The 12,378-nt window shown below is 62.5% G+C and carries 10 protein-coding genes; all 10 read left to right on the top strand.

Going from position 1 to position 12,378, the window contains the following annotated elements:
• Positions 1 to 544: 544 nt before the first annotated feature.
• Positions 545 to 919, top strand: coding sequence for a 30S ribosomal protein S12 (gene rpsL / locus ACYVII_RS18470; RefSeq protein ID WP_460537808.1), 375 nt, complete (start codon positions 545 to 547; stop codon positions 917 to 919).
• A complete protein-coding gene (gene rpsG / locus ACYVII_RS18465; RefSeq protein ID WP_022900966.1) occupies positions 919 to 1,389 on the top strand; it encodes a 30S ribosomal protein S7 in 471 nt (156 codons plus the stop codon). Before rpsL ends, rpsG begins: the two co-directional genes overlap by 1 nt.
• 136 nt (positions 1,390 to 1,525) lie before the next feature.
• Positions 1,526 to 3,640 carry an elongation factor G gene (gene fusA, locus ACYVII_RS18460; protein WP_460537807.1) on the top strand — a complete coding sequence of 705 codons (2,115 nt, stop codon included), beginning with the start codon at positions 1,526 to 1,528 and terminating at the stop codon, positions 3,638 to 3,640.
• Positions 3,641 to 3,742: 102 nt separating this feature from the next.
• Complete coding sequence (gene tuf, locus ACYVII_RS18455; RefSeq protein ID WP_325454851.1) at positions 3,743 to 4,936, top strand: elongation factor Tu; 1,194 nt, start codon at positions 3,743 to 3,745, stop codon at positions 4,934 to 4,936.
• Positions 4,937 to 5,263: 327 nt separating this feature from the next.
• Complete coding sequence (locus ACYVII_RS18450) at positions 5,264 to 6,691, top strand: tyrosine-protein kinase domain-containing protein (protein WP_460537806.1); 1,428 nt, start codon at positions 5,264 to 5,266, stop codon at positions 6,689 to 6,691.
• Positions 6,688 to 7,287 (top strand): low molecular weight phosphatase family protein, encoded by a 600-nt coding sequence (locus ACYVII_RS18445; protein ID WP_460537805.1) that lies wholly within the window; start codon positions 6,688 to 6,690, stop codon positions 7,285 to 7,287. The genes ACYVII_RS18450 and ACYVII_RS18445 overlap by 4 nt, the downstream gene beginning before the upstream one ends.
• A 27-nt stretch (positions 7,288 to 7,314) precedes the next feature.
• The gene (locus tag ACYVII_RS18440; protein ID WP_460537804.1) at positions 7,315 to 8,259 is read left to right on the top strand and encodes a hypothetical protein; all 945 of its coding nucleotides are present in this window, start codon (positions 7,315 to 7,317) and stop codon (positions 8,257 to 8,259) included.
• Entirely contained in the window at positions 8,250 to 9,719 is a 1,470-nt protein-coding gene (locus tag ACYVII_RS18435) for a sugar transferase (RefSeq protein ID WP_460537803.1), read from the top strand. Before ACYVII_RS18440 ends, ACYVII_RS18435 begins: the two co-directional genes overlap by 10 nt.
• A 326-nt stretch (positions 9,720 to 10,045) precedes the next feature.
• A complete protein-coding gene (locus ACYVII_RS18430) occupies positions 10,046 to 11,149 on the top strand; it encodes a glycosyltransferase (protein WP_460537802.1) in 1,104 nt (367 codons plus the stop codon).
• Positions 11,149 to 12,258, top strand: a complete 1,110-nt coding sequence (locus ACYVII_RS18425; RefSeq protein ID WP_460537809.1) for a glycosyltransferase family 4 protein — start codon at positions 11,149 to 11,151, stop codon at positions 12,256 to 12,258. The genes ACYVII_RS18430 and ACYVII_RS18425 overlap by 1 nt, the downstream gene beginning before the upstream one ends.
• The last annotated feature ends 120 nt before the right edge of the window (positions 12,259 to 12,378 follow it).

The raw sequence follows: 12,378 nt of genomic DNA, 5'->3' as shown, positions 1-12,378 counted from the left end.
TCGCCGCCTGGCAACACGCCACCAACGAAAACCAGCGGCAAGTCGACTGGCAGTTCACAACAGCCGACGCCCGCGTGAAACTCCGCCACCTATACCCATGCGTTTAGATGCGACGAGCTACTAGTGTGAGCGCATACACGTAGTCTCACCGTTGGGGAGATGGGCTCTCGGACGTACTCGCCGCTGGATGCCGGTGGCGCATTGGATGACTGGACCCCGCCCACGTCACGGCCCCGCCCACGGCACGGCCCCGCACACACCCGCCCCCCTACCGCGCCACCCACGCGCATTTGGAGCGACACGCCGCGTCGAGTAAGCTATTGCGGGTGTGCGCTCTGTGCGCGCTTGAACCGTGCCCGTCGCGACGGCGGACGAGGAACCAGCTCAATCCGAAACCACACTGTTCAGGGAGCCTTGCACTCGCGGGCTACCCCCACGGCATACCCACCAACAAAGAAGATGCCGCTGCTCTGCGGCATCCGGTGGGTCGCGATGTGAAAAGAATCATCAACGCTGTCACCGTGCAGCACAACTAGGAGAAACAGTGCCAACCATTCAGCAGTTGGTCCGCAAGGGCCGCGCGCCCAAGGTCTCGAAGACCAAGGCGCCGGCGCTCAAGGCCAACCCGCAGCAGCGCGGCGTGTGCACCCGTGTGTACACGACCACGCCGAAGAAGCCGAACTCGGCGCTCCGCAAGGTAGCCCGCGTCAAGCTCTCCAACGGTACCGAGGTCACCGCGTACATCCCCGGTGAGGGCCACAACCTGCAGGAGCACTCGATGGTGCTCGTGCGCGGCGGTCGTGTGAAGGACCTGCCCGGTGTTCGCTACAAGATCATCCGTGGCGCGCTCGACACCCAGGCCGTGAAGAACCGCAAGCAGGCTCGTAGCCGCTACGGCGCGAAGATGGAGAAGAAGTAATGCCTCGCAAGGGTCCCGCTCCTAAGCGCCCCGTCGTCGCCGACCCGGTTTACGGTGCTCCGGTCGTCAGCCAGCTGGTGAACAAGATCCTGAAGGACGGCAAGAAGTCCCTCGCCGAGAGCATCGTCTACGACGCGCTCGAGGGCGTCGCCGCCAAGAACGGTCAGGATGCCGTCGCCACCCTCAAGAAGGCGCTCGACAACGTGCGCCCCACCATTGAGGTCAAGAGCCGCCGCGTCGGTGGTTCGACCTACCAGGTGCCGGTCGAGGTCAAGCCGCACCGCGCGAACACTCTCGCCCTGCGCTGGCTCACGAGCTACGCGAAGGCCCGTCGCGAGCGCACGATGACCGAGCGTCTCATGAACGAGATCCTGGATGCCTCCAACGGTCTCGGTGCCGCCGTCAAGCGTCGCGAAGACACGCACAAGATGGCCGAGTCGAACCGCGCGTTCGCTCACTACCGCTGGTAGTTCAGCCGGAACAAAACGGCCCCGAAACGGGTTGTAACTGAACGGACGCACGGGGCGGCAGGATGCCCCTTCCCCGCCCCGCGCGCCGGCTCAGTCGGCCGGCAAATCACACCAATCTTTCTCCGGAGGAATCCCCGTGGCACAAGACGTGCTCACCGACCTGCAGAAGGTCCGCAATATCGGCATCATGGCGCACATCGATGCTGGTAAGACCACAACGACCGAGCGCATCCTGTTCTACACGGGCGTCAACCACAAGATCGGCGAGACGCACGACGGCGCCTCGACCACCGACTGGATGGAGCAGGAGAAGGAACGCGGCATCACCATCACGTCCGCCGCGGTCACGTGTTTCTGGAACAAGAACCAGATCAACATCATCGACACCCCCGGTCACGTGGACTTCACCGTCGAGGTGGAGCGCAGCCTGCGCATCCTCGACGGCGCCGTCGCCGTGTTCGACGGCAAGGAGGGCGTCGAGCCCCAGTCCGAGACCGTGTGGCGTCAGGCGGACAAGTACAACGTGCCGCGCATCTGCTTCGTCAACAAGATGGACAAGCTGGGCGCCGACTTCTACTTCACCGTCGACACGATCGTGAACCGTCTCGGTGCCAAGCCGCTCGTGCTGCAGCTGCCGATCGGTAGCGAGAACGACTTCGTCGGCGTCGTGGATCTCATCGAGATGCGCGCGCTGGTGTGGCCGGGCGACGCCAAGGGCGACGTGACCATGGGCGCCCACTATGAGATCGAGGAGATCCCCGCCAACCTCAAGGAGAAGGCCGAGGAGTACCGTCACGCTCTGCTCGAGACCGTCGCAGAGACGAGCGACGAGCTGCTGGAGAAGTACTTCGGCGGTGAGGAGCTGACTGTCGCCGAGATCAAGGCGGCCATCCGCAAGCTCACCGTGAACAACGAGATCTACCCAGTGCTGTGCGGTTCCGCGTTCAAGAACCGTGGCGTGCAGCCCATGCTCGACGCGGTCGTCGACTTCCTGCCCAGCCCGCTCGACGTGCCCGCCGTGCAGGGTCACGACGTGCGCGACCCCGAGAAGGTGCTGGAGCGTCACGCGGATGCCACCGAGCCGTTCTCCGCGCTGGTCTCGAAGATCGCCGTGCACCCCTTCTTCGGTCGCCTGACCTACATCCGCGTCTACTCGGGGCACCTCGAGTCCGGCGCGCAGGTCATCAACTCGACCAAGCAGAAGAAGGAGCGCATCGGGAAGATCTTCCAGATGCACGCCAACAAGGAGATCCCGGTCGCCGCGGTGACCGCCGGCCACATCTACGCGGTGATCGGCCTGAAGGACACCACCACCGGTGATACGCTGTGCGACCCGAACCAGCAGATCGTGCTGGAGTCCATGACGTTCCCGGAGCCGGTGCTGAAGGTCGCGATCGAGCCGAAGACGAAGGCTGACCAGGAGAAGCTGGGCACGGCCATCCAGAAGCTCGCCGAAGAGGACCCGACGTTCCGCGTCGAGCTCGACCAGGAGACCGGTCAGACCGTCATCGGCGGTATGGGCGAGCTGCACCTGGACATCCTCGTCGACCGCATGAAGCGGGAGTTCAAGGTCGAGGCGAACGTGGGCAAGCCCCAGGTGGCCTACCGCGAGACCATCCGCAAGACGGTCGAGAAGCACGATTACACGCACAAGAAGCAGACCGGTGGATCCGGCCAGTTCGCGAAGGTGCAGATCGCGCTCGCGCCGCTGGAGGTCACCGCCGAGACGACGTACGAGTTCGAGAACAAGGTCACCGGTGGCCGCGTTCCGCGCGAGTACATCCCTTCGGTCGATGCGGGCATCCAGGATGCCATGCAGGTCGGCGTGCTCGCCGGTTACCCGACGGTGGGCGTCAAGGCGACGCTGCTCGACGGTGCGTACCACGAGGTCGACTCGTCCGAGATGGCGTTCAAGATCGCCGGTTCGATGGCGTACAAGGAGGCCGCTCGCAAGGCCAACCCGGTGCTGCTCGAGCCGCTGATGGCGGTCGAGGTGCGCACGCCCGAGGAGTACATGGGCGACGTCATCGGCGACCTGAACTCACGCCGTGGTCAGATTCAGGCCATGGAGGATGCTCAGGGCGTCAAGGTGGTGCGGGCGCACGTGCCGCTGTCGGAGATGTTCGGCTACATCGGAGACCTTCGTTCGAAGACTTCCGGCCGGGCCGTCTACTCCATGTCGTTCGAGAGCTACGCGGAGGTCCCGAAGGCTGTGGCCGACGAGATCATCCAGAAGGCCAAGGGCGAGTAACACCCCAGCAATATCCCGTAACATATCCCTGATCCCCGTAGAATGTCCGGCCGGTCCATGCCGCCCGCAGCTTCTACACGAGAGTCCTGAGGAGGACCCACAGTGGCTAAGGCCAAGTTCGAGCGGACCAAGCCGCACGTCAACATCGGAACGATCGGTCACGTCGACCACGGAAAGACGACGCTTACTGCGGCGATCTCGAAGGTGCTCGCTGACAAGTACCCGTCGAACGTGAACGTCCCCCGTGACTTCGCGTCGATCGACTCCGCTCCTGAGGAGCGCCAGCGCGGTATCACGATCAACATCTCGCACGTCGAGTACGAGACTCCGAAGCGCCACTACGCGCACGTCGACGCCCCGGGTCACGCGGACTACATCAAGAACATGATCACCGGTGCCGCTCAGATGGACGGCGCGATCCTCGTGGTCGCGGCGACCGACGGCCCGATGGCCCAGACCCGTGAGCACGTTCTGCTCGCCAAGCAGGTCGGCGTTCCCTACCTGCTCGTCGCGCTGAACAAGGCCGACATGGTCGACGACGAGGAGATCCTGGAGCTCGTCGAGCTCGAGGTTCGCGACCTCCTGTCGAGCCAGAGCTTCGATGGCGACAACGCGCCGGTCGTGCGCGTGTCGGGCCTGAAGGCGCTCGAGGGCGACGAGAAGTGGACGCAGTCCATCCTCGACCTCATGGAGGCCGTCGACGAGTCCATCCCCGACCCGGTGCGTGACCGCGACAAGCCGTTCCTGATGCCGATCGAGGATGTCTTCACCATCACCGGTCGTGGCACCGTCGTGACGGGCCGTGCCGAGCGCGGTACCCTCGCGATCAACTCCGAGGTCGAGATCGTCGGCATCCGCCCGACGCAGAAGACCACGGTCACGGGTATCGAGATGTTCCACAAGCAACTCGACGAGGCGTGGGCCGGTGAGAACTGTGGTCTGCTGCTCCGTGGCACCAAGCGCGAGGATGTCGAGCGCGGCCAGGTCGTGGCGAAGCCCGGCTCGGTCACCCCGCACACCCAGTTCGAGGGCACCGCGTACATCCTGTCGAAGGACGAGGGTGGCCGCCACAACCCGTTCTACGCGAACTACCGTCCGCAGTTCTACTTCCGCACCACCGACGTCACCGGCGTGATCTCGCTGCCTGAGGGCACCGAGATGGTCATGCCGGGTGACACCACCGACATGACGGTCGAGCTGATCCAGCCGATCGCCATGGAGGAGGGCCTCGGCTTCGCCATCCGTGAGGGTGGACGCACCGTGGGCGCCGGTACGGTGACCAAGATCATCAAGTAGCTCTCGCTACGTCGATCTCGAAAGGGGTCGGGCCTTTGGGCCCGGCCCCTTTTCCGTGTTCGCCGGCCCCCCCTTCTTCAAGTACACCGCGAACGCTTGCCCCCTGTTTACGGGGTACAAAATCAACGGGTTCGTGCATGGGAAGACGGTAGTCTAGTTACCTGACAGGCCCTCATCATTGCCGTTGCGCCCGACCGGATTGGCGGCAAGAGAAGGCGTGTCGCGCTCCGAACTGTGATCGCCCTGGCGTAATCCGATCCCGTCCATGAGACGATTTTGCGGGCGGCCTTCGCGGCGAATGCCGCGTTTCGGGGAAGGTTTTGACACGTGGAGTTGCGTGATTATCTCAGGATCCTGCACAAAAGCTGGATTCTCATCGTGGTCTGTGCGCTGGCCGGTGTCGCCATCGCCGCCGGCTACTCGTTGCTTGCTACGAAGGAGTACCAGGCGAAGACCGAGTTGTACGTCTCGGTACGTGCGGGCGACAACGGCACAAGCGGCACGAGCGATCTCGTGCAGGGCACGAACTTCGCGCAGCAGGCGGTGACCAGCTACGTGAGCGTCGTCAGCAGTTCGGCCGTGCTCGATCGGGTGATCAAAGATCTCGACCTGAAGACGACGTCGGGCCAACTCGCCACGAAGGTGTCGGCGCAGTCGCCGCTGAACACGGTGCTCATCGACATCACGGTGACCGAGAACGATCCACAGCTGGCGGCGAAGATCGCCAACTCCATCGGCCAGAACACCGCATACATCGTCACCAACAAGCTCGAGAAGCCGGCCGGCGGGGTCAGCCTGGTGAACGTACAGACCGTACAGGCGGCCGTGGCACCGGATGCTCCATCGAGCCCGAAGATCCCGCTGAACGTCGCGCTCGGCCTGCTCATCGGACTGGCGATCGGTGTCGCCATAGCCGTGCTGCGCAGTGTGCTCGACACCCGCATCCATTCGTCTCACGACGTGGAGCAGGTGACGGAGCGCCCGATCCTCGGCGGCATCAGCCTCGACCCGAACGCGCAGAAGCGCCCGCTCATCGTGCACGCCGACCCGCGCAATCCGCGCGCCGAGTCGTTCCGCAGCCTCCGCACCAACCTGCAGTTCGTCAACATCGGCGAAGGCCCGCGCAGCTATGTGATCACGAGCTCAGTACCGGGTGAGGGCAAGAGCACCACCGCGGCGAACCTGGCGATCGCACTCGCCGAGACCGGCGCCAAGGTCACAATCGTCGACGGTGACCTGCGCCTTCCCAAGATCGCCGAGTATATGGGCATCGAGGGTGCGGTCGGGCTGACGGATGTCTTGATCGGTCGGGCAGAGCTCGCCGACGTGATGCAGAAATGGGGTCGGGGCCAGCTCTACGTGCTCCCGGCCGGGCGCATCCCCCCGAACCCGAGCGAGCTTCTCGGCTCACGGGCCATGTCGAAGCTGCTCGCCACTCTCACCGACACGTTCGATTACGTGCTGATCGACACACCTCCGCTGCTGCTGGTGACGGATGCCGCGGTCGTCAGCAAGATGGCCGGTGGCGCGATCCTCACGGTCGCTTCAGGGCAGACGAAGAAGAACGAGCTGGCCGGTGCGGTACGCGCGCTGGAGCATGTCGGCAGCCGGCTGGTGGGCATGGTCATCACGATGCTTCCCACCAAGGGGCCGGACTCCTACGGTTACGGCCAGTACGGGTACGGCATCGAGCACGACCTCGCTGAGGGGACCGAGCCGCCGCCACGCACCTCACGCAGAGCGGCGAGGGCATGAGCTCATTCCGCATTCTCACTGTTTGCACCGGCAACGTCTGCAGGTCGCCGCTCGCGGAGCAGCTCCTCCGCGTCGGCCTCGACGAGCTTGACGTGGTGATCAGCAGCGCGGGCACCGAGGCACTGGTCGGGCGGCCCATGGATGACCGCGCGGCGGCTTACTCGACTCAGTTCGGGGGAGACCCGTCACAGCACCGCGCCCGTCAGCTCACCATCGAGCAGCTTCGCAACGCCGACCTCGTGCTCACCGCGGCGCGTGACCACCGGCGCCGTGTGGTGGAGACCCTGCCGAGGGCATCCCAATACACCTTCACCGTGCGCGAGTTCGAACGGCTTCTGGCCACGCTGAACCTCGACGACGAGGCAGAGATCGCCTCGGCCGCCGGCCCTGCGCAGCGTGCAGCGACGCTGGTAGCCATCGCGGCGTCCAATCGCGGGGTGGCTGCTCCGCTGGAGGACCCCGCCGACGACGATATCGTCGACCCCTACCGTCAAGACGACACGATCTACGAGACGTCGGCGCGCACTACTGCGGAAGCCATCCGTTCGATCGCGTCCGCGATCCTCGCAGCAACAGCGGCATTCGCGCAGGAGTAGCTGATGGCGCGGATGAGACGAACTGGCATGCCCGGAGTGATGTATGGCCCGGGCCGAATCTGGGCCATCGCGGGGCTGATCGCCTTCGTCGTAGCGGATGCCATCCTCGTCGCCTGGGCCGTCACATCCGTTTCCGCCGCTCCGAAATCCCCGAAGGATCCGCCAGCGGTCGCTGCCACGCATCCGGCCACTGAAACCCCCACTGCCACGGCAACGAAAACGCCGGCACCCCTTCCGGCCGCAGTGGCGCCCACGCGCATGTTGGCCGCGCTCGACGACCAGGTGGCCTGGCGCGCGGCCACCGGGGCGTGCCCCGCCACACCTGCCGGTCTAGAGCTCACCACCAATGGTGGTACGACTTGGCGGGCGGCGGACGCCGGCAGTCTTTCGGGTGCGTCGTCGGTGCTGCGCATCACCGTGGCGTCCAGCACCCAAGCGGCGGCGATCACGCTCGACAAGCAGAACTGTGCGGTGCAATATATCCGCACGTACATCGCCGGCGCCAACTGGGCCACCTACAACGATCAGCTCGCCGGATCGTGGTATCTGGATCCGAGTAGCCCCACGACCGTCCACTCCCCCCAAGGAAATGTGGCTGCACCCTGCCCGACCATGGTGGGGCTCGCCGTACGAGACGCGTCGTCTGCCGCGGTGCTGTGCGCGGATCACACGGTGTATCGCACGTCGAATGCCGGCGCAGCCTGGGGCACACCGCTCACGGTTCCCGGCGCGGTAGCCGTCACGGCCTCCGCCAGCGGATACGCGACGGCCGCCACCGGCATCGAGGGGTGCGCCGGCGTCTCGGTGTCGTCACTCGACGCAGGCACCGGCGCCGCGACGACGAGCGGATGCTTCGCCACGGCTGCGCCGCAACCCGGTGCGGTGGCGATGGCGAGCGGCGGCAACACGCTGTGGCTCTGGGCGGGTGACGCGCTCGTGCGATCCGGCGACGGTGGTGCGTCGTGGCATTGAAAGAGCCCGAGGTGCGAGTCGCTCGAAAGTATCGCTGGGAGCGCAGATATGCCGCGTTGCTCTTGACCACCGACCTCGCTGCGATCGTCATCGCGGTTTCTGCGTCCCAGCTGATTCGATTCGGAGGAAACGACTCAAACCTCAAGATCGTGAGCTCGGAGGACGACTTCAGCCTTACGTTCGGATACACCGTAGTCTCTGCCATTCTCGTCGCGGCATGGATGCTTTGCCTCGACATTTTCGCGACGCGAGACCACAAGATCGTGGGCACCGGTACGACCGAGTACAAGCGCGTCGTAGACGCGACAATCCGCTTGTTCGGTGTGTTCGCGATCGTCGCGTTCCTCCTCCAAATCGATCTCGCACGCGGTTACCTGTTCATGGCTCTTCCGGCAGGGTTGCTGCTGCTGCTCTTCACGAGGTGGGCATGGCGGCGGTGGCTCATTCGTCAGCGCCAGCGGGGTCGTTACACACACCGCGTTGTGCTTCTCGGGCATCGCACGAAGATGGAGGCGATAGCGGCGGATATCCAACGCGGCAGAGCCTGGGGCCTGACTGTAGTCGGGGGCGTCACGCCTGAGGGCACGACGTCGCGTGAGCTTATCCCCGGGATCCCGGTGCTCGGAGACTTTGGACACACGATCGACGTGCTGGACAAGTGCGGGGCCGACGCGCTCGTCCTCACGGGGGCGGACGATATTGGCCCGCGGCAGATGCGTGAACTAGGTTGGCAGCTGCAGGACCGTTCGATCGACCTGATTGTGGCCCCTGCGCTCACGGATGTCGCAGGGCCCCGCATTCACGCGCGGCCCGTCGCGGGTCTTCCGCTTATCCATGTCGAGTATCCGACCTTCGAGGGCCGCAAACACGTCGCAAAGCGCGTCTTCGACATTCTGGTTGCGGGCATTCTCCTTGTCGCACTGTCACCGGTCTTCTTCATCTGTGCCTGGGCAATTCGAAGGGGTAGCCCGGGACGGGCGTTTTTCTACCAGGAACGAGTCGGCATCAAAGGTGCGCCTTTCGCCATGATCAAGTTCCGTTCCATGGTGACCGAGGCGGAAGCACTTTTGCCATCGCTTCTCGACCAATCTGAGGGCAACGAAGTGTTGTTCAAGATGAAGATCGATCCGCGCGTCACCCGCGTTGGCTCGTTCCTTCGACGATACAGCCTGGATGAACTGCCGCAACTCATTAACGTGATTCGGGGCGAGATGTCCCTTGTTGGACCGCGGCCGCCTCTCGCCCGAGAAGTGGAGCAGTATGACGCGTGGGCGAGACGACGGCTGCTTGTAAAGCCGGGAATAACAGGCTTGTGGCAGGTGAACGGTCGTTCCGATCTGTCTTGGGATGACAGCATGCGGCTCGATCTGTATTACGTAGAAAACTGGTCACTGACTAACGACTTGATCATTATGTTCCGCACCATAAGGGCCGTAATCATGGCGAAGGGGGCATACTAGTGCGCGGTCCTGCTAAAGATTCCTGCACAATTCAGGAGAAGTGTGCTGCATGGGAGTAACACCGGTTGCCGGGAGCCAGATGGTTCCGGAGTGTGGCAAGTGAACGGGCGTCGGACTGTCTTGGGCGATGGCGGCGTCACGATTTGTATTAAGTTGAGAACTGGCCCCTTACTGATGGCGTTATCGTAATGTTTCGCACGGATCGTGCCGTCATTGGTGATTACGGTGGGTATTGGTGAATCTGAATTGCCGCCGTCTCGCATGCATAGGGTCCGTCAGTAAAATCCAAACTACACAGGAGACATTCTGCCTTGACTAACCTTTCAGTGGCGATCATTGGGACGCGCGGATATCCAAGTTATTACGGCGGTTTCGAAACTGCCGTCCGCCGGTTAGCGCCCTACCTGGCAGACAGATCGTGGGACGTCCGCGTGTATGGGCGTCCCGGGGCGTCTCGCACGGATGACCCTGGACGAGATGCTCGCGTCGAGACCGTGGTGACCTGGGGTATCGAAAGGAAGTCGTTGAGCACGCTGTCATATGGACTCACTGCCGCGTTGCATGCCAAAAGGATGCGACCAGATGTTGCTCTAGTAATGAATGTCGCAAACGGCTATTGGTTGCCAATCCTAAGGGCGGCGGGTATCCCGACTCTCGTGAATGTCGACGGTATCGAATGGGAGCGAGAGAAGTGGGGACGCCTTGCCAAGATGGTGTTTCGAGGTGGCGCGCGATGGACGGCAAAATACGGCACACGCATGGTATACGACTCTCGAGAGATTGAACGTAGATGGTCGTCAGAGTTCGGAGTAGAAGGTGATTTCATTCCGTACGGAGGGGACGCGCAGGTAGTGGATCTCCCACTAGAAAGGGGACTCAGCCATCGCCGGTATGTACTTGTGGTCGCGAGATTCGTTCCAGAAAACTCGATCGCCGAGTTCTTTGGAGCAGTTCCCGCTCTCGCCGAGCACACAGATATTGTCATCGTTGGCTCGTCTGGATACGGTGATGACTTCGACGTGCAAGCTAAGGCACTCGCCAGCACGCATCGCCGTGTTACCTGGCTAGGACATATCAATGATGATCTCCGGCTCCACTCGTTGTGGCAGCACGCTGGCGCGTACTTCCACGGACACAGCGTGGGAGGCACGAACCCGGCTTTGGTGCAAGCAATGGCATGCGGTGCTCCGACAGTCGCCCGGGACACGGCATATAACAGAGAGGTCCTCGGAGAATCGGCCATGTTCGTCGAAGCGCACCCAGCGCAAATCCGGGAAGGGCTATTGCGTCTAATAGCCGACTCAGAACGAGCAGAGCGAATGAGTCTCGCGATCAAGGAACGAGCGAAGGAACGCTACTCCTGGGAGAGCGTAAATGCTAGCTATGAGGCAAGCCTTCGGGAACTCGTAGCTCAGAGTTGGAAAAGGTGATGACTATATCGTCAGAGTCACTCGCTGTTCTTTTCGACGCATACTGGATTGTCAGCGGTCCGCCATCGGGCCGTAACGTGTTGACGTCTCTCGTGGCTGCGTGGGCCGATACCTTCCCCGACGACAGAATCACGTTAGCAATCCCTCACAGCAACCACGAATTCGAATCGTTTGTTGAGCAATTCTCGCGCATTGACGTCATCAAAGTTCCTAGGCCGCGCGGAATGGTACACGGATTATGGGTTGCGCTCCGACTGGGGACTCGAGCGCGCGACTATGACGTGCTAATCACCCAGAATTTTACACCGCTATTGCCTTCGGGAAGGCACCATGCCGCATTAGTTACGTTCGTGCACGACGTTCTTTTCGTGGAACACCCCGAATGGTTCACGTGGAAGGAGCGCTTGTACTTGCAGATCGCGTCCGTAGGAGCCGGTCGGGCGGACACTATTCTTACTTCGTCTCTGTCCGAGCGAAAACGGATCATGAGGGTATGGCGTCACACAGGAGATAAGGTGCGTGCGATAGGGCTCGCCCCTCCATGGTCCCTTGTGCGAGCCAGTCCCAGCCGACCACTGAATCTGGCGCCTCATGGTGCCGGTCGCAAGTTCCTTTTGGCGGTCGGACGGATCAACATTCGCAAGAACCTTGCGAGACTCATCGAAGCGTATACAGATTCGGAAAAGCTGCGATCGGAATACGATCTTGTGATTGCCGGAGAGGCTGATGGCCGGAAGTCTGGCATAGACCCGCAGGCGATACCGGCGACCGTAAAATTCCTCGGCGCCGTGTCGGACGATGAATTGGTGTGGCTATACCAGAACTGCCGATTGTTTGTCTTTCCATCTCTGGATGAGGGTTTCGGTCTCCCCCTTGTAGAAGCGAAACACTGGGGTGCCGAGGTCGCGGCGAGTAACATCGAAGTGTTTCGTGAACTCGGCTGTGTCGACTATTACTTCGATCCTCGCTCTGTCGACGACATGCGCGAAATACTCGAGTTGGGCCTCGATGAAGTAGCTGTCAGGTCTGGCTCGCAGGTTGCATCGTCTTTCACATGGCCAGCGATTGCCGCGCGGGCGCGTGCTCGAGTAATCGAAGGGAATCGTTGATGGGCGGCGTTCTACGTTCGTTTTTTGACAAGGCCTACATGCGGTCCCGTCGGGTGGACTCAGGGTTCGACTCGAGACTAACTGAGAAACAGCTATTCGCCTTCTTGATACGTAAAGCGG

Source organism: Humibacter ginsengiterrae (assembly GCF_054780115.1).
Note: the sequence above shows the minus strand (reverse complement) of the source record. Positions and strands in the feature narration are given on the sequence as shown.

What these genes read in the sequence shown, in the direction of transcription:
- rpsG (WP_022900966.1), top strand. Translation starts at nt 919, where the DNA reads ATGCCTCGCAAGGGTCCCGCTCCTAAGCGCCCCGTCGTCGCCGACCCG.
- ACYVII_RS18445 (WP_460537805.1), top strand. Translation starts at nt 6,688, where the DNA reads ATGAGCTCATTCCGCATTCTCACTGTTTGCACCGGCAACGTCTGCAGG.
- ACYVII_RS18440 (WP_460537804.1), top strand. Translation starts at nt 7,315, where the DNA reads ATGCCCGGAGTGATGTATGGCCCGGGCCGAATCTGGGCCATCGCGGGG.
- ACYVII_RS18425 (WP_460537809.1), top strand. Translation starts at nt 11,149, where the DNA reads ATGACTATATCGTCAGAGTCACTCGCTGTTCTTTTCGACGCATACTGG.